Origin of the sequence: Nitrosomonas eutropha (genome assembly GCF_900116685.1) — a bacterium.
Classification (GTDB): domain Bacteria; phylum Pseudomonadota; class Gammaproteobacteria; order Burkholderiales; family Nitrosomonadaceae; genus Nitrosomonas; species Nitrosomonas eutropha_A.
In genome coordinates, this window is record NZ_FPBL01000014.1 from 1 (window position 1) to 25,218 (window position 25,218).

Here is a 25,218-nt window from a genome sequence, read left to right on the forward strand (position 1 = left end):
CGTCTCCCGGATGCGATTGATTTGTTTGTGGAAACATAATCTTACGCAAAAAGGCAGGCGCTCACCTCCTCTTTCCTTATCCCGAACTCAGGTTAAAATAAGCAACTATTTTTGTGCGTGCGATAGTGTGGAGCGATCCAGATAAACGGAAACAAAGGCAGCAAAAGGGTATAAAAGCACTGGGTTGCCACATTGGCAACACTCGCCGCGACTACCTGCACAAAGCCACGACTACGATATCAGCCCAAGCCATGCGATGGTATATATCGAGGATTTGCAGGTACGCAATATGTATAAATCGGCGGCAGGTAGCGCCGAAGCTCCGGGTAAGAATGTTCGAGCCAAATCCGGCCTGAATTGATCTTTCCAGATCCAGTAATGATTTCAGCGGTTGTTTCAAGTGAGGCAGTCACGAAATCAGAGCCGTATTTTTGCAGGGATTTATATAGTTTCGGTATCACCGGCTCCCATTGCCAAGTATGTGTATTATGCATATGCAACAGCGCACCAAAAATGGCGAGCGAAAATCCTTGCGTAATAAAAACGAGCTTTTGCAGCTGCATGTTTGTCCCGTTCTTTTGCAAGTTGGATAAATTCGTTTGCAACTGCTTGAGAGGTAACAGTCATTTTAAAATTCTACATCACAATAATAAAACTTGTTCTTCCGCCATAACAACGGTGGTACTCGCTCACTGTCCGGTAGCTTCCACAATCTTGGTTTTGCTACTTTGTTTTCCGCTTTAGTAGTTCTGTTATTGGTTCAGTGCTTGAATATGCAGCTTCAAACCGAGCGCCTTGACAACTTTCATGATGGTGGAAAACTCAGGATTTCCTTCCCCGGACAGTGCTTTGTAAAGGCTTTCCCGGCCGAGACCGGTATCACGGGCGAGTTGAGTCATGCCACGCGCACGGGCGATATTGCCCAGTGCTTTGGCGATATAAGCGGCATCATCCCCTGCTGCTTCCAGGCAGGCATCCAGATAAAGGGCTATGTCTTCCTCGGTTTTCAGATGTTCAGCGCTATCCCAGCGCCGTAGTTTTACTTTGTCCATTATCTATCCTCCAATTGTGCGAGCTAGTGCAAGTGCTGCCTTGATATCCTGCTGCTGTGTTGTCTTATTTCCGCCAGCCAGCAGCACGAATATTTCTAGTCCCATTTGTTTGAAATAGATCCGGTATCCAGATCCTGTATGGATGCGCATTTCTGATACATCCTCACCCATCGGTTGACAATCACCGAAGTTTCCATCTTCTGCACGGTCGATCCGTGCCTAGATTCGAGCTTTAGCTATGTGATCTTTCAGACCGTTGAACCAGTCGTCAAAAACTTCAGTGGTCTGGATGATGTTCATGCGCGTATGGTATCCCATGAGATACGTTATATCAAGTGAATAGGAATCCTTTTCTTTTCCACCCTATGGGTGGCGAGCGTTAGCGAGAGGAAGGGGGATGTCAACAGCACATCATCGGCCTCTTTGCTGAATATCCGCCAATAATCCGGCGCGCTTCATCAAGAGCGGCTTGTCACTCAAAATAGCCACTTCGTTTAAGGTTGCTTGTATATTTGACGTCCACAGCGCTCCTTTGCACGAGTCTTCCATGAGCGATCCTGTGGGATCCGTGCAGAGGTTCCTTAAATGTGTTTTTAGGATTGTTTCAGATTTAGCGCGATGAAGTTAATTCTGGGTTAAAGAGTGCTACTTTTTAGATTGCGTGATCGTAAGGCATCAAAAATAGAGTCAAACGATGCTATTATTTATGATATGCCGGTATTTAGGAGGATTTTATGCGCACAACACTCACGATTGACGATGAATTACTTAAAGAAGCTGAGGTGCTCACAGGGTTAACAGAAAAGACTGCGTTGGTACGGGAAGCATTGCGTGCACTCGTGCAACGGGAAAGTGCTAAACGACTTGCTCTGCTTGGCGGCACCGAACCACAGCTTGAACAGATAGTGCGACGCCAGCCTGAGTTGCTGTGATACTCGTTGATACATCCATTTGGGTAGATCACCTGCGTGTTGGTGATTCCGGATTGGTGGAACTACTCAATGAAGGTCAGGTGTTGATACATCCTTTTGTGATTGGCGAGCTTGCTTTGGGAATAGTCAGGCAACGTGAAGTTATTTTCAATGCACTTGATAATTTACCACAGGCTCCCGTGGCTTCTCACGAAGAGGTGATGAGGTTTATTGTTCAAAATCAACTGGCAGGGCAGGGTATCGGTTATGTGGATGTTTGCCTGCTGGCTGCCATTCGCCTTGCCCCGGGTTCCACCCTGTGGACAAGAGATAAGCGCTTGCTTGCTGTATCTGTACAGCTTGGGCTTTCCGGTAAGGGAATTTATTGAGGTGCTATGATCCGGAAATAATTTACTACTCTCTGCTTGGCCGTGCGCTACTCAGAGTTCAGTTTCTGCCCAGTGTTGCATCATGCAGCAATAGGGTTTGGCTGTATTGTAAAAAATCATCCAGGTGTTTCTCGATGACTTTTATGACAATAGGCAGTTGCAGGGCAATGTAGTCATGTACTGCGATATTCCGAAAGCTCACCATACGTTTAAGGTTGTCAGCCAGTTTAATATCGATCCAGCCACCATGTGCCAATAAAGAAAATACGTCGCGAGTACTTTGCGGAACTCCCAGTTTTTCACGACGAATCAAATGCTGGCCCATGTCCAATGCTGCTTCACAGGCTCGCTGAATATTGAGGATGGCTGCATCCTGGCGAGTGTGGTTGGTGATAAAACCTGCCGGGTTAGCGGCATATTCTTCACGTGCCCGCGTCACGCAGCGTTCGATAGTTGCTGCCTTATTGATCAGCACATCATCGGCCATAGATTGTTCCTCTTTGCTGAATATCTGCCAATAACCCGGCGCGTGCTTCATCAAGAGCGGTTTTTTCACTCAGAATAGCCACTTCGTATAAAGCTGCTTGTATATCTGACGCCCACCAGCGCTGGCCGGTAGTAATGATTTGATATTGCATCACGGTAGAGGCTGTTCGCAGATCGAGCAGGTCAATTTCATAGCCAGCTATATTTGCCAGTTCATTTGCGACTTCAAACAGGATAATCGGATCAGCCTGGCCCGCGACCAGTACAGCTAGATCCAGATCGCTTTCCGGCTTGTCTGTACCCTGAATACGGCTACCAAAGGCGTAAATTGCCAATAGATTGGGTATACGGGTTTGCAGGAAGAGGATGAGGGCATCAGGATTCATATTGCGCTATGGTTAAGGAATCTTTGCGCGAGTCTTCCATGAGCGATCCTGTGAGATCCGCGCAGAGGTTCCTTAAATGTGTTTTTGGGATTGTTTTCAATGTGTGTAAGAACTTGTTCAAGGTCTCAATCAAGGGATGCAGTACAAGGCAAAACTGAACGAGAAAGCAGAGCATACTTGAAGTATGTGAGTATTTTGAGTTCAGTTTCAACGCCGTAATGTGCCCTTTAGTGAGGTATTGAATAGATTCTAAGAAAAAACGGATAACAAGCTGGTTAATAAAATTGTCTTCAGGATACACAAACAAATCAATAATCAGGTATTGTTTATAGTTGTCTATGCACTCATATCACCAATAACTGAATCAGTAACCCGATAACCATATCCTGGTAATTTGACTGAAATGATCAGAATTATGTTGTTCTTCATCAGCTTGCAGGCAGCATCCGCTTTTGCAGTGGAGATTGCGCCGCGTATTACTGATCGTGAAATCGTTGAATCATTGGCGGAGCTTAGAGCTGGGCAAAAAACACTGGAAGAAAAAATGGATTTACGTTTTACAGCGATGCAGGAACAAATAGATCAGCAGCTTTGCTGCTGTTGATCAGCGTTTTGAGGCGATAGATCGGCGGCTGGATTTTATCCAGCAGCTGATGCTGGTGACAATTGCTGGCATATTCGGTCTGATTGGTTTTATTGTATGGGATCGCTACTCAACATTGCGTCCTATGGACACACGCCTTAAGCGGCTTGAACGGGATCTGGAAAAGGATCTGGAGCTGCAATCTCCCGAGGGCTCGAAACTGACACGCATGCTGCATACTTTGCGCGAACTGGCGAAGGAAGATAAAAAAATTGAGGCAATTTTGCGCAGTTTCTCGTTGTTGTAAGTGGTTCCTGCAATATTTTGCATGTGATTCTCGGTTGATAAATGGATAGAGTTGCTCCTAACCCTCTCTCGGCGTATGACAAAATATAGCTTTTGTTTTCAGCATTTGGTTAGCTGAAAAACTTGTACTATATTGGTTATTTACTTCTGGTCACTGTACAACTTCTTTTTACCCGGATCCGGGTATTTCAAATTCTTAATTACAGTTTCTTAATTTATCTCGGGTATCAGTAAAAGTGTTTTTTGAATGGGTAGTTGACCCTGCTGCGTGGGCGGGTCTGGCAACACTGGTTATTCTGGAAATTGTGCTGGGGATTGATAATCTCGTTTTCATCGCGATATTGGCAGATAAATTGCCGTTAAATCAGCGTGAAAGGGCGCGGATTGTCGGTTTGTCTCTGGCGCTTGTCATGCGCCTCATTCTGCTTGCCTCTATTTCCTGGGTCATTACGCTGACCACGCCGCTGCTGACGGTTTTTGATATTGAGCTGTCCTGGCGGAATATCATTCTTCTATTTGGAGGTTTATTCCTGCTTTTTAAGGGGACGATGGAGCTGCACGAACGGCTGGAAGGGCATTCCGGGCAGAAAGAGGGCAAGCATGTGCATGCTGTATTCTGGCAGGTCATTGTCCAGATTATTGTGTTGGATGCGGTTTTTTCGCTGGACAGCATGATTACAGCAGTGGGGATGGTGGAACATCTGGCGGTGATGATGATTGCTGTCATCATTGCGGTGGCTGTCATGATGATTTCGTCCGGGCCGCTGATGACTTTCGTCTCGAAACATCCCACTGTTGTGATTTTGTGCCTGGGTTTTTTGATGATGATCGGTTTCTCGCTCGTGATTGAAGGCTTTAATTACCATGTTCCCAAAGGATATCTTTACGCAGCAATCAGTTTCTCGATTCTGATTGAAGCGTTTAACCAGCTCGCTCGGCATAACAAGGAAAAATTTATTACCACCGGAGATTTGCGTGACCGTACCGCAGAGGCCGTATTACGGTTGCTTGGTGGGAAGGGAGGTGAAGTCGGGTTGGGAGAGACTGCGGAAGTGATTGCACAGCAGGTTGCCAAAAACGATCTGTTCGCCCGGGAGGAAAAGGAGATGATTGAGGGCGTGCTGATGCTGGCTGAGCGCCCTGCCATGTCAATTATGACGCCGCGCACTGATATTGACTGGCTGGATCTGGAAAATACCAATGAGATGATCAGGTTAAAAATTATCGACAGTGGTCATTCGCGTTTCTTGTTGTCACGTGGCAGTGTGGATGAGTTTGTCGGTGCTGCATTCGCCAAGGATTTGCTGCGCGATATACTGGAAGAAGGAAAAATTAACCTGGAAAAATCACTGCGCCATCCCATCGTGGTGCATGAGCGGGTGCCCGTGATCAAACTGATGGAGCAACTCCGTGATCAGTCGTTACAGTTAGCAGTGATCGTTGAAGAATATGGATCAGTCGAGGGAATTGTTACGCCGGCAGATATTCTGGAAGCAATCGCTGGTGAATTTCTGGATGCAGATGAAGAAAAAATGGTGGTGGAGCAGCAGGTGGATGGCTCATGGCTGATGGATGGATGGATCAGTATCCGCAAGGTATCCAATTTATTGGAATATGATCTGGTTGATGATGCTGAGCGCTATTCCACGCTCGGGGGCTATCTGCTCTGGCAGCTGGGTTATATTCCAGGCGCAGGGGAGCAGATTACAGTTGATGACTTGATTTTTGAAATTGTTTCAGTCAATCGGCATAATATCGGCAAAGTACGTGTGTACCGCGTGCAGTCTGAGAGTGAGTAAGGGGATTGATTCAAAGAAGATGCTGGAAGATTGTTTTGCCGCTGGCGAAGTGAAAGGAGTGAGGGCTGAAATTGATTTTTCCGTTGAGCGCACATCTGTCGAAATTTTTTACACTATCTGCAAGGCCGTTTTCCTGTCGTTATTTTGTCAGAAAATGACTTGAGAATTTTTGCCTGCGGGCAAATGGTTATCCCAGGGTTCTGGATATTCTCTCTTTTTGGCATGATTGTTGCTTGATATCTAATAATAAAACAAAACCTTAACTCTCCAGGCAGAAGAGAAATATGCGCATCTTCCAAAAATGGCAGTGGGTTGTGTTGAGTGTTTTAGCTCTGCATGCTGCTGTCACTTACAGCAGTGAACCTGTTTCCCGGGGAATGCCCGGTAACGCTGCAAATGATGTCGAAATATTGGTATTACAGGCTCGCCAATATGAACATGGCGAAGGCGTGCAACAAGATAGAGAAAAAGCGGTGGAATTGTATTGTCAGGCAGCCAGACTGGGTTCGGCGGAGGGGCAATATGCACTGGGATGGATGTATGCCAATGGGCGTGGTGTTGAGCGTAATGACAGCATTGCTGCCAGTCTGTTTGAAATGGCCGCCGCTCGGGGGCATACCTATGCACAGAAAATGCTGCAGTTCATGCCTGTGCCGGCCAATCCAAAGATACAGTTACCGGATTGCCTGAACAAAAATATTTATGCTCGCGCCAATACAACACCAAACAAATATTACGTTAACCAATCCGTGTCTGTTCTTGTGGAGAAACTGGCACCACAATACGAGATAGATCCTGGTCTTGTGCTGGCAGTTATTTCGGTTGAATCCGGTTTTAATGTACTGGCGGTTTCACCCAAGAATGCTCAGGGATTGATGCAATTGATCCCGGAAACAGCAGAGAGGTTTCAGGTCAAGGATACTTTTGATGCAGAAGATAATATTAAGGGTGGCATGGCTTACCTGAGATGGCTGCTCGCTTTCTTCAAGGGAGATGTGGCACTGGTTGCTGCGGCATACAATGCCGGGGAGGGAGCGGTCGAGAAATATCGCGGCATTCCGCCTTATCCAGAAACTGTAAAATATGTCGACAAAATCTTGTCACGTTATAACAAAACTACTCATCCGTACCAGCCCGGCGTGGTCAGCAGAGCTTCCTTCATCTTCACCTCGGTTGCAGCTGAGCAATGAGACGTTGGCCATCTCGCAAAACAAATTTCCATCACTTCTAAATATCTGTAAAAGCAGTTGGTTTTGTGGACACCAACGGCATCGAGCAATTCAATCACAGTATTGTCAAGTTGCATATCCGTAACCTGTTCCCGGCTGCAGCTACTCTGGATTGCTGCGTCAGCCTGGCACTCATTTCGCTCGCAGTTAAAGGCCAATTTACGGCAGATATGGCGTCATTGCGGTACGCCTGTAGCGTGAAGCAATCCAGCAGCAGTCAGGGTGATGAAGGATGCTGGATTGCCACGGCTCGGGGAGCCTCGCGAAGACGGGGTTGTTGGAATTTGCCTCGCATTACGATGTGCCTGTAGATCTTTAGCCGTGACTGTCAGTGTGAAGGAAGCAGGTAGAAGCAACTCGGCATCACTTCTGCTGCCTTTGTGAACCTTGCAGGGGAAAGCAATCCAACAAGTGCTGTCGAAAAATTTTACACTATGCATGAGCCATAATCGCAGAATGCGCTGGCGCGTTCTAGTTGGGTAGTGCGATTTATAAATCGGGTGAGGGTGTAGTTTCTTCCAGGTTCTTCTCTTTGAATTCGCATAAATCTACAATCAGACATTGCTGACATAAGGGCTTCCTGGCTTTGCAGGTATAGCGTCCGTGCAGAATTAGCCAGTGGTGAGCATCTTGCCGAAATTCTTCCGGAATAACCTTGAGCAATTTTTGCTCAACTTCCAGCACATTTTTACCCGGAGCAATGCCGGTGCGGTTAGCCAGGCGGAAGATGTGGGTATCGACTGCGATGGTGGGTTCGCCAAAGGCGGTATTCAGAATCACATTGGCGGTTTTCCGGCCGACTCCCGGCAGTTTCTCCAGTTCTGTGCGGGTGCGCGGGACTTTACTGTGATGTTGCTCGATCAGTAACTGGCAGGTAGCGAGGATATTTCTGGTTTTAGTACGGTATAGACCGATGCGCTGAATGAATGGACTGAGGCCGATTTCTCCCAGTCGCAGAATTTTCTCTGGTGTATCGGCCATCGGGAATAGTTTGCGTGTAGCCAGGTTGACGCTTTTATCAGTAGCTTGTGCCGAGAGGATGACGGCAACCAGTAACTGAAACGGTGTGCTGTATTCGAGTTCCGTGGTCGGATGGGGGTTGGCCTGCCTGAATCGGGTGAATATCTCCCGGCGTTTGGTGGTATTCATTCTTTAGACGGAATGTTGGAACGCGCAAGTGCTGCGCGTGCACGTTCCATCGCTGCCTGGATGGCTGCTTTTTTCATATCGGTTGCTGGTTGTGTAGCGGAGATAGTATTTGCTCCAAGTCTGTTCTGTTTTGGTTTCCGGGATTCCTGTCGGTTGCGTGCCAGTCTGAGTTGTCTGAGATGATACCGCTCACGCGCGCTGTCAGCTATTTGTTGCCGAATTTCAGGTGTGGCGGGCTCAGACACGGGCACCATGCTGATACAGTCCACCGGACAGGGTGCGATGCAACGTTCACAGCCGGTGCATAACTCGGTCAGGACGGTATGCATGCATTTGGCCGCGCCGATGATGGCGTCCACCGGACAAGCGCGCAGGCAGAAGGTGCAGCCGATACACTGCGCTTCATCAATGATGGCGACTGCCAGTGGTTTGGGGTGGCCATAAGCCGTATTGAGTGGCTTGGGAGCAATGTTGAGGATGGCGGCAATGGCGGCAGTACCGGCATCGCCACCAGGCGGACATTGATCAATATCTGCGCGCCCCTCAGCAATCGCCACGGCATAAGGACGGCATCCATCAAATTTGCACTGGCCGCATTGGGTTTGTGGCAACACGGCATCGATCCGTTCAATCAATTTACTTTTATCCGGCATGGGGTGGACGAGAGCAAAGTAGTGAGGTGATTTCCGAAACCAGATTCGGGCCATGGTAAATCAATCCGGAGTAAACCTGTACCAGGCTGGCACCGGCTTCTATTTTGGCTTGTGCATTCAGGGGCGACATGATGCCACCCGCCCCAATGATGGGAATGGCTTGCTGAAGATGCGTGGCAAGCTGGCGGATGACGGCGGTGCTGCGTTCCGTTAATGGTGTGCCGCTCAATCCGCCTTGTTCATCACCATGCGGCAGGTGTTCAAGGCCATCACGTGCGGTGGTGGTATTGGTTGCAATCACGGCATCCATACGGTGTTTCAGTAGTAGCGAGGCGATTACTTCAATTTGAGCAGATTCCAGATCGGGTGCGATTTTGACGGCCAGCGGGGTGTAGCGGCCATGCTGATCGCTGAGTCGGGTTTGTTCCGTCTTGAGTGTGCCCAGCAGTTGCTCCAGTTCGGTTTCATTTTGCAACTGCCTGAGTTGTTTCGTATTAGGTGAGGAAATATTGACGGTGACATAACTGGCATATGGGTACGCCTTGCGTAAACAGATCAGGTAGTCATCTACCGCGTTTTGCAGGAGCGTATCAGCATTTTTACCGATGTTGATGCCTAATATGCCTTGATAATCTGCCTGCCGGATATTTTCTATCAGTTTATCTATACCAACGTTGTTAAATCCCATCCGGTTGATGATTGCTTCAGCCTGCGGGACGCGAAACAGCCGTGGGCGGGGATTACCAGGTTGCGGGCGCGGGGTAACAGTTCCCACTTCAATAAAGCCAAATCCCAGCCGGGCCAGTGCGCTGATATATGCGCCGTTCTTGTCGAGACCGGCAGCCAGCCCGACCGGGTTGGGAAAATCCAGCCCCATTACGCGAACAGGTGCGCAGTGGACGGCGCGATTGGGTAATAACCCAGTTTTCTTTAGTAACCCGAGCGCATCCAGAGTAAGGGTGTGGGCGGTTTCGGCATCAAGCAAAAATAGTAATGGGCGTAACAGATTGTATGTCATTCAGATTGTTGTGCAGGTTTCCCGGCATTGCCATTGGTTGTCAACCAGCAGTTGTAGTGGTTGGAAATTGGCTTTATAGCGCATTTTTCGGCTGTTTTTGATCCAGTAGCCCAGATAAAGGTAGGGCAGCCAGTCATGATGGCATTGTGCAATTTGCCACAGGATATTAAAGGTGCCATAACTCGTTCCGGTGACATCCGGATCGAAAAAGGTATACACCGAAGAAAGCCCATCCGGCAGCTGATCAATAATACTGACCATGCGCAGCTGCTGATCTTCATGAAATGTTACCAGAAAGGAATCGACCGTACTTTGCAGGAGAAAATTGCGATACTGTTCATGCCCGTTTTGATCATCAAGATCCATGCTTCCGCCGGGGTGACGCGATTTCTGGTAGCGCTGGTAGAGATCAAAGTGTGCAGGATCAAAATGAAGGGGATGCCGAGTGGCTTGCAAATGCTGATGTCGTTTCCATATTCTGCACTGGATGCGGTTGGGATGAAACTGCTCTACCGGGATGCGCACGGGGATGCAAGCATGACACAGCTCGCAATCCGGGCGATAGATGAAATTGCCACTGCGACGATACCCCTGCTGGATCAGTTGTGCATAGGCATCAGTATCTGGCGTGTTGTTGGTAATCGCAATGCGGGAACGGGCAAGCTGTCCTGGTAAATAACCGCATGGATAGCTTTTGGTAGTTTGAAAATCCATTGTTGCTGTTCCAGTCATTCCGGACGGGTGAAATCAAAATGCCATTTTCTGTTTTGCTCTGATTGGACGGTCAGTCCACTCAGTAACTCAGAGAATCTGGATCTTGGAATTTCACGTGCGCCCATTGACATCAAGTGAGCTGTTTTCATCTGGCAGTCGATCAGGCCATAGCCCCGGTGCTCCAGTTGCCTGGCCAGATAAACCAGTGCAATTTTGGAGGCATCGGGTACCCGGGAAAACATTGATTCGCCAAAAAATGCCTTGCCAATGGCTACGCCGTATAGCCCGCCGACCAGCGCTCCATCCACCCAGGTTTCGACTGAATGCGCTATCCCGCGCTGATGGAGTGCGGTGTAGGCTGCAACCATTTCAGGATGTATCCAAGTGCCAGTTTGTTTCTCGCGCGGTGCTGCACAAGCTTGCATGACTTGCGCGAAGGCGCTGTCTGTCCGGATCTGATAGTGATTTTTCTTCAACGTCTTGTGCAGTGAACGAGAAACTTTCAATTCTTGCGGAAACAGTACCATTCTTGGGTTTGGACTCCACCAGAGTATGACCTCCCCCTGATTGAACCAGGGAAAAATTCCTTGCCGATAGGCAGAGATCAGGCGTTCTGGCGACAGATCTCCGCCAGCGGCCAGTAAACCATTAGGTTCGATCAGTGCCTGTTCCAGTGGTGGAAAGGGGGTATCGGAAAAGAGTGTGCGAATCATGGCTGAAACAATATCTTCAGGTAAACAATGGCAAATGGCATTTTCTTGATGCAGATCAAGATCATCATGTCTGCAATTATCTAGTATCTACCATTAATTAGGGTACTTCGTACGAATCCTCCACGAGCCACATTGCCGCAGCCCGCATGGGTACTGGTTTTATGGGTAGTTTCTGCTGTGTTACGCTCGTTGCGAAGGGAATGACCATTGGGCTAGTGTGAATTATTTGTCCGGATGGTTTTTTATTCAATAACAATAATCGGAAGGACCGTGTTTTCAGTTCAATCCGGGCGCAAATAGCAGAAAACAGCGCAACCTTGATATAGATCAAAGTATTCCTCCCAATAGTTATTTAGCATTTGTCACGCAACATTTGCATATACATAAAACAAGAAAGGAGAACAGGGTGAGTCATAATCCATTCGGAAAGCGTGCTGTATTAAATACTGTGATCGGTGTATTCGGTGCCTCAATGCTGTTGGGGGCGCCACAGACATTTGCCGAAGGTGCATCAACACAGGTTTTGGAAGAGCAGATCAGGTTGCTTGAACAGCAATTGCAATCTATCCGGGGCGAGCTGGATAAGGTTAAGTCCGATACCGTGATGCATGAGCAAAAAGTTGATCAAAAATTGCGGGCAGTAGCTTCGGAAGAAAAAAAAGAACACAAGGAGCATGAAATTGAACATGCTGCCCATAAGCACATGCTGTTTTTCCGGGGTGGCTTTGCGCATAGTGACCATCTTCGCAATGGTGTTTCCATCCAGAGTGCTGTAGCTCCTATCGGGATGCAGGATCGAGCGGGCAAGGATGCCTGGTATGTGGGTGCCGGGTTTGATTTCAGTCTGACCAATGATGCTTGGGGAATTATGCCGGGGACCAGTGTATTCGCTGAGCTGATGTTTGAATATAAGCAATTTAGTAACAAGGTGAAGGGGAATCCGCTTGCCAGTAATCCAACTCTGCTCGTGGATCCAACAGGTGTACCGCGTAATGTAACTGTCAGTCAGTTTACGTTGACGGCAGCACCGAAAATAAAGTTCATGGAAGGTAGTAAATTCAGGCCATGGATTATTCCGGCTGGTCTGGCAATCCATGTTGTCAGCCCGCCTTCCGAATCCATCACCGTGCTGGAACCAGGTGTCATGTTCGGCGTGGGTGCCGATTACAACATCTGGAAATCGATGTATATCGGTGCAGATGCCAGATACCATCTGGCTGGCAAGATTGATGGGGTGGATGTCAGTGGATTTACCGCTGGTGGTTATCTCGGAATCGGGTTTTAAGGCAGGGTAAGCATTTTTTGATATAGAAAATTAGTTAGAAACTGTTTCAATCGTAGTTTGTTTTCTCAGTAGTGACGAGTATTTCTCTCTTCTCGCTTCGAGCAAAATCGGAGCCCAAGCAACAGATTTTGTGACGAAGCCTTTATACCCCGCCTAAGTTTTGGCGGGGTTTTTTTATGAGTGTCAGGAGGACAGGTTAATCTGGTTGCGCAAGGCATCAAGCAGTTTATCGTACAGGCCATTAAAGCTGCCGTTACTCATGATCAAGATATGATCACCCGGTTGTGCCGCAGTAGTGATGGCGCTGATCATGGCAGACAGATCATGGTGAATGTCAGCTTTATTGCTGAGGGAAGTGAGGGCTGAAGCTACGTCCCAGCCCATCTGATGGACATAGCAGAATACCTGATCGGCCTGATTCAGACTGGCGGCGAGGCTGTCCTGCCAGACACCAAGTTTCATGGTATTGGAACGTGGCTCCAGCACAGCGAGGATGCGTGCTGAACCAATCTTGTCGCGCAACCCTGCCAAGGTTGTTTGAATAGCGGTGGGGTGATGCGCAAAATCATCATAGATGTGAATATCGTGAATAATCCCGCGCAGCTCCATGCGGCGTTTCACATTTTTAAAGTGGGATAAGGCTTCAATGCCAAGTGGTGCCGGTACGCCGGCGTGACGCGCTGCAGCCAGCGCTGCCAGTGCATTCATGCGGTTATGTTCTCCCAGTAACTCCCAGTGCAATATTCCCTGCGGTTTACCCTGGAAACGGATTGACTGGTTTTGATCGTGCTCCGTGGTGATTTGCCAGCCTTCATCTACCCCGAATTTTTCTACAGGCGTCCAGCATCCTTGATGCAACACGCGCTGCAGGGTTTCATCACAGCCGTTGACAATAATCAATCCATTGCGCGGAACGATGCGCACAAGGTGATGGAACTGATGCTCGATCGCTGCCAGATCCGGGAAAATATCCGCGTGATCAAATTCAAGGTTATTGAGTACCGCAGTTTTGGGCTGATAGTGCACAAATTTGGAGCGCTTGTCGAAGAAGGCGGTGTCGTATTCATCCGCTTCGATGACAAAGAAAGGAGAGAGAGTTTGTTCTTCGTCGATATGCCCCAGACGGGCAGACAGGCCAAAATTCTCCGGGACGCCGCCGATGAGGAAACCGGGGGCAAGTCCGGCGTATTCCAGAATCCAGGCAAGCATTGAACTGGTGGTGGTTTTGCCATGCGTACCGGCAACGGCAAGCACCCAGCGGTTATGCAGCAGGTGCTGTGCCAGCCATTGCGGGCCGGATGTGTAGGGCAGATGCGCATCGAGAATGGCCTCCATTAACGGGTTGCCGCGTGTGACGACGTTGCCAACTACGAATAAATCAGGCGCCAGCTTAATCTGATCGGTGCTATAGCCTTCGATCAATTCGATATTTTGATCGCGTAACTGTGTGCTCATTGGCGGGTAGACGTTGGCATCACAGCCGGTGACGGTATGACCCGCAGCGCGTGCCAGTACCGCCAGTCCGCCCATGAAAGTACCGCAGATTCCAAGAATGTGAATATGCATGAATGTTCCGGCAGGGTGATTATGAAGGAGGCAATTGGTTGAGCAGGTGATTATACGCGAGGCGTGACCGGGGGATGTATCCGTGCTACGCTGGTTTCCGTTAAATTTGGGAAGGAGGCATGAATGGCGCTTCTGCCATTGTATATACCAAAAAACAGACGATTGAAGATAGTGATTGCAGGGGGTGGTTACGCAGGGATTGCTGCGATGACTACGTTACGGCGCTACAGCTCGGACGCGGAGATCACGCTGATTGATCCCGGAATCAATCATCTCAAAATCACCCATTTGCATGAAACTTTCCGCTATCCATTATCTGATTTGCTGGTTCCGTATACGGCTTTGGAGCAGCGCTTTGGTTGTCGCTACATTCGCAGCACATTGTCGCTGGATGAATCGATGTTATGCCAGTGGCAGCAAGATCATTGCTTGCAGGCAGGTGATGTCCGGGTTCCATTTGATTACCTGTTGGTAGCATCGGGTGCAAGGCTCGCATGTCAGAATGATATGGGTAGTCACGCTACAAAAAATGTGTTTGGCTTGGAGGATTTTTTTACTGTTTCCGGTGCTGATCTGCTGGACAGATTTCTGGAAACGAAAAATAGTGAAAGATCGTACATATCCGTAATTGGTGGCGGAGCAACCGGCATCCAGTTTTTGTTTGAGCTGGCCGACTATCTATATCGCCACCGGATTAATCACGGCCTGCGGCTGGTGGATGACAAGGAGCGAGTATTACAACAGTTTCCAAAAGGATTTTCCTGGTATGTGGAAAAACGCCTGCTGGAGCTGGATATCGAGTTCTATCCAGGGGTACACTTTTTGGAGCAGCGTGCGGATAAACTGCTGCTGGAAGATAAAACCAGCGGGCGACATTTTGTATTGCCTTCCATTCTTTCGCTGGCATTCACCGGCAACAGGCCGGGTAATCTGATCAAAACCAACTTGTTCGGTCAGGTGATGGCGGCTGGCAAGCCACTGGAGCATGTGTTTGCTGCGGGCGATTGTTCGGTTTACCAATCACTGGGATCGAATACGATGACTGCCCAGTCAGCAGTGCGTAAAGGGAAACTGGCTGCCCGTAATATGTTGCGCCACTCCGGTATGCTCAAGGTGCTTGAGCCGTATCTGCATCGAGATCTCGGTTACGTGGTCAGCCTGGGGCCGGATGATGCGGTAGGCTGGCTGGCGGTCGAAAACAATGTGGTAACAGGTATTCCTGCACAGATTATCAAGGAAATTGTCGAAGCTCAGTACGATTTGCTGTTGAGCGGAGTGGATACTTATCTGGTGTAGTCTATTAACACTGTTCAGCAGAAATCAGATACCGCGCATCATGGCAATGCCATGCGCGCCATGTTCCTGGGCGATTGCCAGATCGGCTGGCAATAATCCCCCTAATGCATATACCGGCAGCGGGTAATCCCGGAGGAGGGCAGAAAACTTATCCCATCCCAGTGAGGGAGCCCCGGGATGGCTGAATGTAGGGCAGACGGGACTCAGTGTTACAAAATCAACGCCCAGCTGCTCAGCGCGCTTGAGTTCTTCTGCGTTGTGGCAGGAAGCACTGCACCAGTTAACAGTTGGCCGGGCAGTCAGCGATAGCAATTGAGTTGAAGTCAGATGAACGCCATCAGCCTGCACTGTTTGCGCCAGTGCGATATTCCCGTTGAGCAGTACTGTCGCCTGATGATTCCGGGCAAGTTGCAATACAGTCTGAACATAGCATTCCAGTTGATCGGGCGGCATGGTTTTTTCACGGATTTGTAGAAGTTTTATTCCACTCTGAAAAGCCTGCCGGATGGATAACAATGATGCCTCCACGCCCGCTTCAGCTGCACGGGTAATTGCATAGATCGAGGGTAATGCCAAGCTGCGCAGAATGGGGGTATTGGCTGGAAGCAGAGGGGAAACGGTGACGTTGTCGGCGGTTTGCCAGGCGAGTAATTGCTGTTCACGGGGGACAGGCTCACCCTGCCAGCTAATTACCCGGTAAAACCTGAGTCGTACCGTGGCATGCGGGTAACTGAATAGCCGTGTCAGCCATGGCGTGGCTTTGTCGAGAGTAATGCCCAGCTCCTCGTCTAACTCACGTGACAGTGCCTGAACAGGAGATTCTCCTGTTTCTATTTTCCCCCCGGGAAATTCCCAGTAGCCGGCGTAAGGTTTATCGGCCGGCCGACAGGTGAGCAGGAAATTGCCATCCGAGCGGATGAGGACGGCAGCAGCAACTTCAACCAGCGGTAAGTCGGGCATATTATTTTTGCCCTATTCGGCTTTTGCCAATTTTTGCTGACCTGCCCAATCACGGGCAAATTGGCGAGCAACCCGTCCATTGCGAGAACCTCTTGCCAGCGCCCAGCGAAGCGCTTCTTGCCGGGCCGGGCCAGATAATCTGCTGATACCATGTTGTGAGAGCCAGTGCTGAACAATTTCCAGATATTGCTCCTGATCGAATGGATAAAAAGACAGCCACAGACCAAAACGTTCTGATAGCGAAATCTTTTCCTCGGTAGTTTCCCCTGGGTGGATTTCGCCCTCCACATGTCGGGTTGCCAAATTCTCATGCATGAATTCCGGGATCAGATGACGACGATTGGAGGTGGCGTAAACCAGTACGTTGTCGGATGTGGTGGAAATGGAACCATCAAGAACGACTTTCAGTGCTTTGTAACCCGGTTCATCTGCTTCAAATGACAAATCATCACAATACAGAATGAAGCGCTCCGGACGCTGATCAATGAATTCGACAATGTCGGGCAGATCAGTGAGTCCTTGTTTATCTACCTCGATTATACGTAAGCCTTGATCTGCATAGCGGTTCAACAATGCTTTGATCAATGAGGATTTGCCGGTGCCACGCGCGCCAGTCAGTAATACATTATTAGCTGGGAATCCGGAGACAAACTGCTGGGTATTGCGATCAAGTGCCTGCTTCTGCTCTTCGATATTCAGCAGTTCATTCAGCGTAATCGTATGCGGGTGGCTTATCGCCTGTAGAAAACCGGTGTTGTCGTGTTTACGCCAGCGAAAGGCAATGTGTGCGTCAAGATCAGCGTGCTGTATCCGGGTGGGGAGGATGTCCTCAATGCGCGTTAACAGTTGGTCTAAGCGTTGGAAAAACAGTTCGGAATCATTCATATCAGCTGCGATAGTCGGCGTTGATTTTTACGTAATCGTAGGAAAGATCACAGGTCCATATCGTGGTGGCTGCATTTCCCCTGTTGAGTTTTACTTGGATGGTGATTTCTGGTGCCTGCATGATACGTTGACCCTCTTCTTCACGATAGCTGGCAGCACGGCCGCCGTGTTCGGCGACCAGGTTATCTCCCAGATAAAGCTGAACAAGATTGACATCCAGATCCTCAATGCCGGCATAACCGATGGCAGCCAGAATTCGCCCCAGATTGGGATCGGATGCAAAGCAGGCCGTTTTGATCAGTGGGGAATGCGCGATGGCATAGGCAACCTTGCTGCATTCTTCCTCTGTTTTGCCACTTTCCACTTGCACAGTGATGAATTTGGTTGCACCCTCGCCATCGCGCACAATCATCTGGGCAAGCAGAATGGCCACTTCGGTAATGGCAGCCTGCAGGGGAGCAAGCCGAGGATCGGTGGATGCCGAGATCGTCTGATTGCCTGCCTGTCCGGTAGCCATCAATATCAGTGCATCGTTAGTGGAAGTATCGCCATCTACGGTGATGCGGTTGAAGGATTGATTGGCCGTGTGGTGCACCAGATCGTTCAGCAAGGGTTGTGTAATAGCTGCATCCGTAGCGATATAACTAAGCATGGTGGCCATATTCGGATGGATCATGCCCGAACCTTTGGCGATGCCGGTGATGGTGACGGTCGTTCCGCCCAATTGAATCTGGCGGGAAACGCCCTTGGGCACAATGTCGGTCGTCATGATTGCCTGAGCTGCGGCAAACCAGTTGTCCGGTACCAGGTTTGCCACTGCCTGGGGCAGGCAGGCAGTAATTTTTTCTACCGGCAGTGGCTCCATGATGACGCCGGTGGAAAATGGCAATATCTGTTGTACCTGGCAGCCAATGAGCCCGGCCAGCGCGGCGCAAGTGGCGTATGCGTAATCAATACCGGATTGGCCGGTGCCAGCATTTGCATTGCCAGTATTGATCACCAGTGCGCGAGTCGGCAAAAGGGCTGCAAGATGTGATTTGGCTACCGTAACAGGTGCGGCACAGAACCGGTTTTTAGTGAAAACACCGGCAACTTGTGTGTTTTCGGCAAGCTTGATGACCAGCAGGTCTTTTCGGCCGGATCGCTTGATGCCTGCTTCTGCCGTCCCCAATGATATGCCCTGGATCGGCAGCAGCTGTTCAGGTAGTAGCAGTGGAATGTTGACTGGCATGAATGAGAGTCTGTAAGAAAAAACGTTATCGTAACCTATCCCGCAGGAAATCGCCGGGTTGCCTGGAATTATTCCATTATCTAAAACTATGAATGGAGTTTCGCGAGTACTTTGTTAAAATAACGATTTTTAGCGGGTTCGGATACATTCTGGATACATCTATGGAATCAACTTTTCTGGTAGACAATATGTTTTTTATCGTGGCGGCAATGCTGAGTGGTGGCATGCTGCTATGGCCGGTGGTTGCGCGTAACTCCGTCCGCGATATTGGTTCAAAGCAGGCTATTCGATTGATTAATTATGAAGATGCTCTGGTGCTGGATGTCAGGGATGAAGGTGAGTATGTCGGTGGCCATCCGCCCAATGCTACCCATATTCCGGTGGAGCAGATAGAAGAGCGCTGGCAGGAGCTGGAAAAATTTAGGGATAAACCTGTTGTTATCATCTTTACGCCCGGGTTGCGGCCGGGGCGAGCTGGTGCCGTTTTGCGAAAAAATGGTTTTAAACAGGTTTTCAATCTGTCCGGTGGTATTGAAACCTGGCAGCGTGAAAATCTTCCATTGGTGAAAAAGTGATGGATGATAACGACACGGGAAGAGACAAAATGCCCAGGGTAGTGATGTATGTATCCGGATTTTGCCCCTATTGCACCATGGCAGAAAAATTATTGCGTGCAAGAGGCGTGGAAGAGATTGAGAAGATCAGAGTGGATCTGCAGCCGGAGCAGCGAGCCGAGATGATGCAGCGTTCCGGACGACGAACGGTTCCGCAAATCTATATTGGACAGACTCATGTTGGGGGGTATGACGATCTGTCGATTCTGGATCGACAGGGTGAGCTGGCCAGTTTGCTGGCTGACTGAATGTCTGCTGGTATCTGATTGTTATTGAAAGCTGACTTATTTTTGATAAATGTATTTAACCGGAATCAACCATGACTGAACCACAGCAGCAGCCCGTTTTTGTTATCGAAAAAGTGTATGTCAAGGATTTATCACTGGAAATTCCCCATGCTCCTCAGGTTTTTCTGGAACGGGAATCTCCTGAGATCAATCTTCAGTTGGCTACCAGTGATAATGTTATAGAAGGGGAGATCCACGAGGTAACTGTGACGGCGACTGTCACGGCGCGGCTGAAGGAAAAGGATAAGGTTATGTTTCTGGTAGAGGCGCATCAGGCTGGTATTTTCCGGATACGTAATGTTCCCGGGAATGAGATCGAGCCGGTATTAGGTGTTCTGTGCCCGAATATTCTGTTTCCCTATCTGCGCGAAACGATCTCGGATACGGTAACACGCGCCGGATTCCCGCCTGTGATTCTCAATCCGGTCAATTTTGAGGCAATTTATCATCAGAAAAAACAGCAGGAAGCGGCTGAATCACAGCCTGATCAGCCTGCGGATAATACGACCAGGCACTGATTCATGATATTTCAGCTATCCCGGGCCGGGTTTGTTACAACCAGCCTGCTGTTCCCATTGTTGATTCTGCTGTTTTTTTCCTGTAAGGCTGTTGCACAGGAAAGAAGTAAAAATGAGTTCCTGTCGATAGCGACGTCGGCAGTTACTCTATACGATGCCCCTTCTCTCAATGCCGGAAAATTATATGTGGCGGGTGTGAATCTGCCCCTGGAAGTGGTGGTAAAGGTAGTGGGATGGGTAAAGATACGGGATTATCATGGATACCTTGCCTGGGTGGAAGATAAAAATCTCAGTCCGAAACGGTTTGTGATCGTCAATGCTTCTATTGGCAGTGTTTATCAATCCCCAGATCAGACTTCATCGCTGGTGTTTCAAGCTCGGCAGGATGTGGTGCTGGAATGGTTGGGCGCTGCCGCAAATGGGTGGGTAAAGGTAAGACATCAAGATGGCCAGATCGGCTATATCAGAACTGATCAAGTCTGGGGCGTATGAATATCGCAGTGCTTGGCGCGGGAGCTTGGGGAACTGCGCTGGCAATTTATCTGTCGGCACGTCATCGCGTAACGTTATGGACCCGTAATACAGGGCACCTGGCAGAACTGGTGGCGTTGCGCATCAATCAGCGTTATTTGCCAGGACAGTATTTGCCGGATTCCATTCATCTTACTTCTGCGCTGAGTGATGCGCTGGAGCGGGCAGAGCTGGTTCTTGTGGTTGTGCCCGTTGCAGGGTTGCGCGTAACTTTGCAGCAGATAACGGCTTTGAATCAATCATTGCCACTTGTTCTGGGTTGCAAGGGATTTGAAGCAGGTTCTGCAAAACTTCCCTGTCAAGTGGTTGAGGATGTTTATCCGGCAGGGATTACCTGTGGTGTATTGTCTGGCCCAAGTTTTGCCCAAGAGGTGGCGATGGGACTTCCTGCTGCACTGACGCTGGCTTCTGATGAGGATACTTTTGCCAGACGAATTGCCAGTGAGATTCATACTTCAATTTTACGTGTTTATTCCAGCAGTGATGTGGTTGGGGTTGAAGTTGGCGGAGCGCTCAAGAATGTAATTGCAATTGCTGCCGGGATTTCTGATGGACTTGCGTTTGGCAATAATGCAAGAGCGGCGCTAATTACGCGTGGACTGGCGGAAATTACCCGGCTGGGTGTGGCGCTGGGCGGGCACAGGAAAACCTTTACCGGTTTGACCGGAATCGGGGATCTGATTTTGACTTGTACCGGTGATTTGTCAAGAAATCGTCAGGTTGGGATGATGCTTGCTGCCGGGCGGCAGTTGTCAGAGATTCTGCTTGAGATTGGGCATGTCACTGAAGGTGTGTATACAGTTCGAGAGGCGCACGAAATAGGACAGCAGCTGCAAATTGATATGCCCGTAACCCAAGCGGTTTACAGCATTTTGTACGAACAAATACCGGTTGAGAATGCAATCAGGAATATGCTTGATCGTGAACCTGGCGCGGAAACAGATTGAGAGCAGATTTTCCTGATGTGGTACTTTTTCAATCCGGGTAGAACGGGAATTTATCAAAAATGAAGCTGATTTCCGGTTAAACACTTGACCGCTGTAAAGCGGCTTGATATAAGGGTTTCTACAGAGTTGTCTGTGTAAAAAGAGGTGTTTTCCTGCAACCTAACGAAGCAAAACAAAGGGGAATTTTATGAATAAATCTGAACTCATCGAAGCGATTGCTCGTCATGCCGATATTACAAAAGCAGAAGCAGGTAATGCACTGGATGGTGCGTTATCTGCTATTAAGGATGCGCTTAGCAAGAATGACAGCGTCACCCTGGTAGGTTTTGGAACTTTCAAGGTTGGGGAGCGGGCTGCCCGTACGGGACGTAATCCGCGTACCGGTGCCGAGATAAAAATCAAGGCAGCCAAAGTGCCTAAATTCACTGCTGGCAAAGCGCTGAAAGATGCTGTAAACTAGCGCTCCTTCGATAGCAAAGAAAAGATCGGTGGGTTCGGGTGCTTAGCTCAGCTGGTAGAGCGTCGCCCTTACAAGGCGAATGTCGGCGGTTCGATCCCGTCAGCACCCACCAGCAGAATTGTTGGGTAAACAGTTGTCTTATAACTAATCTCTTATTAGAGAATGTAATACTGGGAGTGGTAGTTCAGTTGGTTAGAATACCGGCCTGTCACGCCGGGGGTCGCGGGTTCGAGTCCCGTCCACTCCGCCATATCTTTACTTCGTGTAATGTCCAGTCATGATGATATGGCATCTTTTTCTCCCCCTGTTTTTCTCTGTTTCCTTTTTTTCGGGTATTCGCCGTGTTTGATTTTGTAAACCAAAAGAAGACGATAGTTCAGATCGTGCTTTTTATTGCTCTTTTGCCATTCTTGTTCTGGGGGCTGGAGTCGTATCAAGGCATGGGCAGTGCGAGTGATGTTGCAACTGTTGATGGTGAGGAAATCAGCCGCCAGGAATATGAGCAGGCTTTGCGTAATCAGCAGGAAAATCTGCGTAATATGCTGGGGGAAAATTTTGATGCCAGCCTGCTGGATAATCCGCAGATGCGTACGGCTGTTCTGGAAAATCTGATCCAGCAGAAGCTGTTACGCCATGAAGCCGGACAAGTTGGGCTGGCCGTGCTGGATTCTCGCCTGACTGCTGAAATTCAGAATATCGCGCTTTTCCACGAGGACGATAAATTTTCGTATGAACGTTACCGTGAATTGCTTCAGCGCCAGGGGATGTCCCCTGCAATGTTTGAAGCGAGACTGGCGGGTGATCTTATGCGACAACAGCTGCTGGAAGGTATTACCGGGAGTGTTATCGTCTCCAAAACTGTTGCAGACAAAATAGCCTCACTCAGCGAAACAAAGTACGAGATTAATCGGGCGTCAATCAATCCCGAACAATACATTAATCAGGCTGTACCTGATGAGACTGTTATTCAGTCATACTATGACAGTCATCGTCAGGATTTCACGCTGCCAGAACGGGTTCGGATCGAATATGTTGTGCTTTCTTTGGAAGAATTAGCGAAGCAGGAGCAGATTTCTGATGAAGAAATCAAAAAATATTTTGATGAGCATCAGGATGAGTTTGGTCAGGCTGAGGAACGGAGAGCCAGCCATATATTGCTGACTGTTCCTGTTGACGCAACTGAAGAGCAAAAGGCGGCTATTAAGGCCAAAGCAGAACAAATTCTGGAACAAGTCAAGCAGGATCCGGACGAGTTTCCGGAGTTGGCTAAGGAATTGTCAGAAGATCCGGGTTCGGCGAAAGTGGGTGGAGATCTTGGTTTCTTTGCACGTGGCTTGATGGTCAAGGCCTTTGAGGATGCGGCGTTTGAGATGCAGCCGGGTGAAATACGCGGTCTGGTAGAAACTCCGTTTGGTTTTCACATTATCAGGCTGGCTGCAGTGAAAGATGTGGATGTGGCCAAATTTGATGAAGTCAAGGAAGGCATCAGACAAACGCTCCAGCGTCAGAAGGCTGCTGACAGATTTGGCGAGCTATCCGAAGATTTCAGCAATATCGTTTATGAGCAGAGTGACACATTGCAACCTGTAGCACAGATGTTTAATCTGCCTGTTCAGCAAAGTGACTGGATTGATCGTAATTCGAAGGAGCCGTCAGTCGTTGCCAATGAACGTATGCTTCAGGCAATATTTTCGGAGAGTGCCATTCGTGACCATTACAATACCGAAGCGATCGAAGTGGCGCCTGATACTTTCGTTTCGGCCAGAGTACTTGAGCATCATCCCGCCAGCGCGCAATCACTCGGACTGGTCAAGGATAAGATTATTGAACTTCTGAAGCAGCAAATCGCGGCTGAAACCACCGAGGAAGAAGGCAAACAGAAGCTTGCCAAATTGCAGGCGGGAGAGGCTGATGATTCCCTGGAATGGGGAGAGCCGGTAGAAATTTCCTATACTCAGAAAAGAGGGGGGGATGAAGAGATCCTGCATGCACTCTTTCAAACAGATGTGGAAAAACTCCCTGCTTATACTGGAATCAAGACCAACAAGGGTAGTTTTGACCTGATTCGGATCAATCAGGTGAAAGTACCAGCTACCGAAAGTGAATCATCCCAATATACTCTTCTCATCAATCAGTTGCAGCAGGTGCACGGCCAGGAAGAATTAAATGCCTATCTTGCTGGCCTCAGGCAACGCTACGAAGTAAAAATCAAGCCAGTTGAGGAGAGTGACTGATAAGAAGCGAAGCAGTAGCCTGCAGGCTACTGCTCGTCAGTATCCAGATTAAATGCGACAGTATTGAATCCGGCATCAACGTAGGTAATTTCGCCGGTAATGCCACTGGCCAGATTGCTGCAGAGAAAAGCGGCTACGTTACCAACTTCCTCGGTTGTCACATTCCTTTTCAAAGGTGCAACTTTTTCAGCATAACCCAGTAACTTGCCAAAATTACCGATTCCTGCTGCCGCCAGTGTCTTGATTGGGCCAGCTGAGATAGCATTCACCCTGATCCCCTGTTTACCGAGACTTGACGCCATAAAGCGGACATTGGCTTCCAAGCTTGCCTTGGCCAATCCCATCACATTATAGTTCGGCATAACACGCACGGCACCGAGGTAGCTAAGTGTCAGCAGAGCGGCTGATCTTCCCTGCATCAGCGGCAGAGCAGCTTTTGCCAGTGCAGCAAAGCTGTATGAACTGACATCATGGGCAATCTGGAAGGATTGCCGATCGACGCTTTCCAAATAATCACCAGTCAGGGCCGTGCGCGGAGCAAAGGCAATAGAATGTACGATTCCATCCAGTCCATCCCAGTGGCTCGCCAATTCGCTGAAGCAGCGGTTAATTTCTTCGTCCTGGCTGACATCACAGCGAAACAGCAGATCGCTGTTAAATTCTGCGGCCAGCTTGCTGACGCGCTCGCGTAAATCTTCTGATTGATAAGTAAATGCCAGCTTGGCCCCTTCGCGATGCATTGCCCTGGCGATACCGTAAGCAATGGATCGGTTACTAAGCAGGCCTGTAATCAGAATTTGCCGGTCGGCTAGAAATCCCATAATCGAAAACTCCAATTGGTATTTGTTTAACTAAAACATGCCCTGGCCGTATGAGGTTTTTACGGTTTGGCTTGCTGAATTACTGTCCCTGTAATACATGTAACCTGAGTTCGGGATAAGGAAAGAGGAGGTGAGCGCCTGCCTTTTTGCGTAAGATTATGTTTCCACAAACAAATCAATCGCATCCGGGAGACG

The 25,218-nt window shown here is 49.0% G+C and carries 31 protein-coding genes and 2 tRNA genes; 17 read left to right on the plus strand and 16 right to left on the minus strand.

Annotation, left to right across the window (positions count from 1 at the left end):
• Positions 1-239: 239 nt before the first annotated feature.
• The 3 genes from BM331_RS11890 to BM331_RS10415 form a co-directional block, all read right to left on the minus strand.
• Positions 240-563 (minus strand): hypothetical protein, encoded by a 324-nt coding sequence (locus BM331_RS11890; RefSeq protein WP_074929398.1) that lies wholly within the window; start codon positions 561-563, stop codon positions 240-242.
• A gap of 189 nt (positions 564-752) precedes the next feature.
• Complete coding sequence (locus BM331_RS10410; protein WP_074929400.1) at positions 753-1,052, minus strand: addiction module antidote protein; 300 nt, start codon at positions 1,050-1,052, stop codon at positions 753-755.
• 3 nt (positions 1,053-1,055) lie between these two features.
• Positions 1,056-1,265 (minus strand): type II toxin-antitoxin system RelE/ParE family toxin, encoded by a 210-nt coding sequence (locus BM331_RS10415; protein WP_256214899.1) that lies wholly within the window; start codon positions 1,263-1,265, stop codon positions 1,056-1,058.
• Positions 1,266-1,786: 521 nt separating this feature from the next.
• Here BM331_RS10415 and BM331_RS10420 point away from each other — a divergent pair.
• Positions 1,787-1,984, plus strand: coding sequence for a type II toxin-antitoxin system VapB family antitoxin (locus tag BM331_RS10420; protein WP_074929401.1), 198 nt, complete (start codon positions 1,787-1,789; stop codon positions 1,982-1,984).
• Positions 1,981-2,352 carry a type II toxin-antitoxin system VapC family toxin gene (locus BM331_RS10425; RefSeq protein ID WP_074929402.1) on the plus strand — a complete coding sequence of 124 codons (372 nt, stop codon included), beginning with the start codon at positions 1,981-1,983 and terminating at the stop codon, positions 2,350-2,352. The genes BM331_RS10420 and BM331_RS10425 overlap by 4 nt, the downstream gene beginning before the upstream one ends.
• 58 nt (positions 2,353-2,410) lie before the next feature.
• Here BM331_RS10425 and hepT read toward each other — a convergent pair whose 3' ends face one another.
• On the minus strand, positions 2,411-2,839 hold the full coding sequence (gene hepT, locus BM331_RS10430) for a type VII toxin-antitoxin system HepT family RNase toxin (RefSeq protein ID WP_074929403.1): 429 nt from the start codon (positions 2,837-2,839) through the stop codon (positions 2,411-2,413).
• Positions 2,829-3,224, minus strand: coding sequence for a type VII toxin-antitoxin system MntA family adenylyltransferase antitoxin (gene mntA / locus BM331_RS10435; RefSeq protein ID WP_074929405.1), 396 nt, complete (start codon positions 3,222-3,224; stop codon positions 2,829-2,831). Before mntA ends, hepT begins: the two co-directional genes overlap by 11 nt.
• 403 nt (positions 3,225-3,627) lie before the next feature.
• On the opposite strand from mntA, the gene BM331_RS10440 reads away from it, so the two are divergent.
• The 4 genes from BM331_RS10440 to BM331_RS10455 all read left to right on the plus strand — a co-directional run bounded on the left by BM331_RS10440 (position 3,628) and on the right by BM331_RS10455 (position 7,102).
• The gene (locus BM331_RS10440) at positions 3,628-3,828 is read left to right on the plus strand and encodes a hypothetical protein (RefSeq protein ID WP_074929407.1); all 201 of its coding nucleotides are present in this window, start codon (positions 3,628-3,630) and stop codon (positions 3,826-3,828) included.
• 49 nt (positions 3,829-3,877) lie between these two features.
• Positions 3,878-4,114 (plus strand): hypothetical protein, encoded by a 237-nt coding sequence (locus BM331_RS10445; RefSeq protein ID WP_074929409.1) that lies wholly within the window; start codon positions 3,878-3,880, stop codon positions 4,112-4,114.
• A gap of 235 nt (positions 4,115-4,349) precedes the next feature.
• A complete protein-coding gene (locus BM331_RS10450; RefSeq protein WP_074929411.1) occupies positions 4,350-5,912 on the plus strand; it encodes a TerC family protein in 1,563 nt (520 codons plus the stop codon).
• Positions 5,913-6,196: 284 nt separating this feature from the next.
• Positions 6,197-7,102 (plus strand): transglycosylase SLT domain-containing protein, encoded by a 906-nt coding sequence (locus BM331_RS10455; RefSeq protein WP_074929413.1) that lies wholly within the window; start codon positions 6,197-6,199, stop codon positions 7,100-7,102.
• A gap of 215 nt (positions 7,103-7,317) precedes the next feature.
• Here the strand turns inward: BM331_RS10455 and BM331_RS12065 are convergent, their stop codons facing one another.
• Genes BM331_RS12065 through aat form a run of 6 tightly spaced genes read right to left on the minus strand, consistent with a single transcriptional unit; the run spans position 7,318 to position 11,388 of the window.
• Positions 7,318-7,581: a hypothetical protein gene (locus BM331_RS12065; protein WP_143100958.1), complete on the minus strand. Its 264-nt coding sequence runs from the start codon at positions 7,579-7,581 to the stop codon at positions 7,318-7,320.
• Between the two features lie 49 nt (positions 7,582-7,630).
• Positions 7,631-8,290 (minus strand): endonuclease III, encoded by a 660-nt coding sequence (nth, locus tag BM331_RS10465; RefSeq protein WP_074929417.1) that lies wholly within the window; start codon positions 8,288-8,290, stop codon positions 7,631-7,633.
• A complete protein-coding gene (locus BM331_RS10470; RefSeq protein ID WP_074929419.1) occupies positions 8,287-8,943 on the minus strand; it encodes an RnfABCDGE type electron transport complex subunit B in 657 nt (218 codons plus the stop codon). Before BM331_RS10470 ends, nth begins: the two co-directional genes overlap by 4 nt.
• Positions 8,933-9,961, minus strand: a complete 1,029-nt coding sequence (locus BM331_RS10475) for a quinone-dependent dihydroorotate dehydrogenase (protein ID WP_074929421.1) — start codon at positions 9,959-9,961, stop codon at positions 8,933-8,935. The genes BM331_RS10470 and BM331_RS10475 overlap by 11 nt, the downstream gene beginning before the upstream one ends.
• Entirely contained in the window at positions 9,962-10,675 is a 714-nt protein-coding gene (locus tag BM331_RS10480) for an arginyltransferase (RefSeq protein ID WP_256214898.1), read from the minus strand. It lies immediately after the preceding gene.
• A gap of 14 nt (positions 10,676-10,689) precedes the next feature.
• Positions 10,690-11,388 (minus strand): leucyl/phenylalanyl-tRNA--protein transferase, encoded by a 699-nt coding sequence (gene aat, locus BM331_RS10485; protein WP_074929425.1) that lies wholly within the window; start codon positions 11,386-11,388, stop codon positions 10,690-10,692.
• A 406-nt stretch (positions 11,389-11,794) separates the two neighbouring features.
• Between aat and BM331_RS10490 the strand changes: the two genes are divergently transcribed.
• Positions 11,795-12,673, plus strand: a complete 879-nt coding sequence (locus BM331_RS10490; RefSeq protein ID WP_074929426.1) for a porin family protein — start codon at positions 11,795-11,797, stop codon at positions 12,671-12,673.
• 183 nt (positions 12,674-12,856) lie between these two features.
• On the opposite strand, the gene mpl is transcribed toward BM331_RS10490, so the two are convergent.
• A complete protein-coding gene (mpl, locus tag BM331_RS10495; RefSeq protein WP_074929427.1) occupies positions 12,857-14,239 on the minus strand; it encodes a UDP-N-acetylmuramate:L-alanyl-gamma-D-glutamyl-meso-diaminopimelate ligase in 1,383 nt (460 codons plus the stop codon).
• Positions 14,240-14,362: 123 nt separating this feature from the next.
• Between mpl and BM331_RS10500 the strand changes: the two genes are divergently transcribed.
• Complete coding sequence (locus BM331_RS10500; RefSeq protein WP_074929428.1) at positions 14,363-15,535, plus strand: NAD(P)/FAD-dependent oxidoreductase; 1,173 nt, start codon at positions 14,363-14,365, stop codon at positions 15,533-15,535.
• 24 nt (positions 15,536-15,559) lie between these two features.
• On the opposite strand, the gene BM331_RS10505 is transcribed toward BM331_RS10500, so the two are convergent.
• Genes BM331_RS10505 through argJ form a run of 3 tightly spaced genes read right to left on the minus strand, consistent with a single transcriptional unit; the run spans position 15,560 to position 18,611 of the window.
• The gene (locus tag BM331_RS10505) at positions 15,560-16,495 is read right to left on the minus strand and encodes a Nudix family hydrolase (protein WP_074929429.1); all 936 of its coding nucleotides are present in this window, start codon (positions 16,493-16,495) and stop codon (positions 15,560-15,562) included.
• Positions 16,496-16,507: 12 nt separating this feature from the next.
• On the minus strand, positions 16,508-17,380 hold the full coding sequence (locus tag BM331_RS10510) for an ATP-binding protein (protein WP_074929430.1): 873 nt from the start codon (positions 17,378-17,380) through the stop codon (positions 16,508-16,510).
• A gap of 1 nt (position 17,381) precedes the next feature.
• Positions 17,382-18,611 (minus strand): bifunctional glutamate N-acetyltransferase/amino-acid acetyltransferase ArgJ, encoded by a 1,230-nt coding sequence (gene argJ / locus BM331_RS10515; RefSeq protein ID WP_074929431.1) that lies wholly within the window; start codon positions 18,609-18,611, stop codon positions 17,382-17,384.
• A gap of 161 nt (positions 18,612-18,772) precedes the next feature.
• On the opposite strand from argJ, the gene BM331_RS10520 reads away from it, so the two are divergent.
• From BM331_RS10520 to BM331_RS10560, 9 genes are all read left to right on the plus strand, one after another.
• Positions 18,773-19,186 carry a rhodanese-like domain-containing protein gene (locus BM331_RS10520; RefSeq protein ID WP_074929437.1) on the plus strand — a complete coding sequence of 138 codons (414 nt, stop codon included), beginning with the start codon at positions 18,773-18,775 and terminating at the stop codon, positions 19,184-19,186.
• 29 nt (positions 19,187-19,215) lie between these two features.
• Positions 19,216-19,473 (plus strand): glutaredoxin 3, encoded by a 258-nt coding sequence (gene grxC / locus BM331_RS10525; RefSeq protein ID WP_074929438.1) that lies wholly within the window; start codon positions 19,216-19,218, stop codon positions 19,471-19,473.
• A 71-nt stretch (positions 19,474-19,544) separates the two neighbouring features.
• Positions 19,545-20,030: a protein-export chaperone SecB gene (gene secB, locus BM331_RS10530; protein ID WP_074929432.1), complete on the plus strand. Its 486-nt coding sequence runs from the start codon at positions 19,545-19,547 to the stop codon at positions 20,028-20,030.
• Between the two features lie 3 nt (positions 20,031-20,033).
• The gene (locus tag BM331_RS10535) at positions 20,034-20,522 is read left to right on the plus strand and encodes an SH3 domain-containing protein (protein WP_074929433.1); all 489 of its coding nucleotides are present in this window, start codon (positions 20,034-20,036) and stop codon (positions 20,520-20,522) included.
• On the plus strand, positions 20,519-21,508 hold the full coding sequence (locus tag BM331_RS10540) for an NAD(P)H-dependent glycerol-3-phosphate dehydrogenase (RefSeq protein WP_074929434.1): 990 nt from the start codon (positions 20,519-20,521) through the stop codon (positions 21,506-21,508). The genes BM331_RS10535 and BM331_RS10540 overlap by 4 nt, the downstream gene beginning before the upstream one ends.
• A 187-nt stretch (positions 21,509-21,695) precedes the next feature.
• A complete protein-coding gene (locus BM331_RS10545; RefSeq protein ID WP_011633774.1) occupies positions 21,696-21,968 on the plus strand; it encodes an HU family DNA-binding protein in 273 nt (90 codons plus the stop codon).
• Between the two features lie 36 nt (positions 21,969-22,004).
• A tRNA-Val gene (locus tag BM331_RS10550) sits at positions 22,005-22,080 on the plus strand.
• 61 nt (positions 22,081-22,141) lie between these two features.
• Positions 22,142-22,218: transfer RNA gene (locus tag BM331_RS10555), tRNA-Asp, on the plus strand.
• Positions 22,219-22,309: 91 nt separating this feature from the next.
• Entirely contained in the window at positions 22,310-24,202 is a 1,893-nt protein-coding gene (locus BM331_RS10560; protein ID WP_074929435.1) for a SurA N-terminal domain-containing protein, read from the plus strand.
• A gap of 26 nt (positions 24,203-24,228) precedes the next feature.
• Here BM331_RS10560 and BM331_RS10565 read toward each other — a convergent pair whose 3' ends face one another.
• A complete protein-coding gene (locus BM331_RS10565; RefSeq protein WP_074929436.1) occupies positions 24,229-25,023 on the minus strand; it encodes an enoyl-ACP reductase FabI in 795 nt (264 codons plus the stop codon).
• Between the last annotated feature and the right edge of the window lie 195 nt (positions 25,024-25,218).

Bases quoted from the DNA above. Each gene is read 5' to 3' on its own strand.
- BM331_RS10470 (WP_074929419.1), bottom strand. From the start codon at position 8,943: ATGCCGGATAAAAGTAAATTGATTGAACGGATCGATGCCGTGTTGCCA.
- BM331_RS10505 (WP_074929429.1), bottom strand. From the start codon at position 16,495: ATGCCCGACTTACCGCTGGTTGAAGTTGCTGCTGCCGTCCTCATCCGC.
- BM331_RS10565 (WP_074929436.1), bottom strand. From the start codon at position 25,023: ATGGGATTTCTAGCCGACCGGCAAATTCTGATTACAGGCCTGCTTAGT.
- BM331_RS10510 (WP_074929430.1), bottom strand. From the start codon at position 17,380: ATGAATGATTCCGAACTGTTTTTCCAACGCTTAGACCAACTGTTAACG.
- BM331_RS10410 (WP_074929400.1), bottom strand. From the start codon at position 1,052: ATGGACAAAGTAAAACTACGGCGCTGGGATAGCGCTGAACATCTGAAA.
- BM331_RS10500 (WP_074929428.1), top strand. From the start codon at position 14,363: ATGGCGCTTCTGCCATTGTATATACCAAAAAACAGACGATTGAAGATA.
- BM331_RS12065 (WP_143100958.1), bottom strand. From the start codon at position 7,581: ATGCATAGTGTAAAATTTTTCGACAGCACTTGTTGGATTGCTTTCCCC.
- mpl (WP_074929427.1), bottom strand. From the start codon at position 14,239: ATGCATATTCACATTCTTGGAATCTGCGGTACTTTCATGGGCGGACTG.
- grxC (WP_074929438.1), top strand. From the start codon at position 19,216: ATGCCCAGGGTAGTGATGTATGTATCCGGATTTTGCCCCTATTGCACC.
- BM331_RS10535 (WP_074929433.1), top strand. From the start codon at position 20,034: ATGATATTTCAGCTATCCCGGGCCGGGTTTGTTACAACCAGCCTGCTG.
- BM331_RS10520 (WP_074929437.1), top strand. From the start codon at position 18,773: ATGGAATCAACTTTTCTGGTAGACAATATGTTTTTTATCGTGGCGGCA.
- hepT (WP_074929403.1), bottom strand. From the start codon at position 2,839: ATGGCCGATGATGTGCTGATCAATAAGGCAGCAACTATCGAACGCTGC.
- BM331_RS10475 (WP_074929421.1), bottom strand. From the start codon at position 9,961: ATGACATACAATCTGTTACGCCCATTACTATTTTTGCTTGATGCCGAA.
- BM331_RS10445 (WP_074929409.1), top strand. From the start codon at position 3,878: ATGCTGGTGACAATTGCTGGCATATTCGGTCTGATTGGTTTTATTGTA.
- BM331_RS10440 (WP_074929407.1), top strand. From the start codon at position 3,628: ATGATCAGAATTATGTTGTTCTTCATCAGCTTGCAGGCAGCATCCGCT.
- BM331_RS10545 (WP_011633774.1), top strand. From the start codon at position 21,696: ATGAATAAATCTGAACTCATCGAAGCGATTGCTCGTCATGCCGATATT.
- secB (WP_074929432.1), top strand. From the start codon at position 19,545: ATGACTGAACCACAGCAGCAGCCCGTTTTTGTTATCGAAAAAGTGTAT.
- mntA (WP_074929405.1), bottom strand. From the start codon at position 3,224: ATGAATCCTGATGCCCTCATCCTCTTCCTGCAAACCCGTATACCCAAT.
- BM331_RS10455 (WP_074929413.1), top strand. From the start codon at position 6,197: ATGCGCATCTTCCAAAAATGGCAGTGGGTTGTGTTGAGTGTTTTAGCT.
- aat (WP_074929425.1), bottom strand. From the start codon at position 11,388: ATGATTCGCACACTCTTTTCCGATACCCCCTTTCCACCACTGGAACAG.
- BM331_RS10480 (WP_256214898.1), bottom strand. From the start codon at position 10,675: ATGGATTTTCAAACTACCAAAAGCTATCCATGCGGTTATTTACCAGGA.
- BM331_RS10540 (WP_074929434.1), top strand. From the start codon at position 20,519: ATGAATATCGCAGTGCTTGGCGCGGGAGCTTGGGGAACTGCGCTGGCA.
- nth (WP_074929417.1), bottom strand. From the start codon at position 8,290: ATGAATACCACCAAACGCCGGGAGATATTCACCCGATTCAGGCAGGCC.
- argJ (WP_074929431.1), bottom strand. From the start codon at position 18,611: ATGCCAGTCAACATTCCACTGCTACTACCTGAACAGCTGCTGCCGATC.
- BM331_RS10420 (WP_074929401.1), top strand. From the start codon at position 1,787: ATGCGCACAACACTCACGATTGACGATGAATTACTTAAAGAAGCTGAG.
- BM331_RS11890 (WP_074929398.1), bottom strand. From the start codon at position 563: ATGCAGCTGCAAAAGCTCGTTTTTATTACGCAAGGATTTTCGCTCGCC.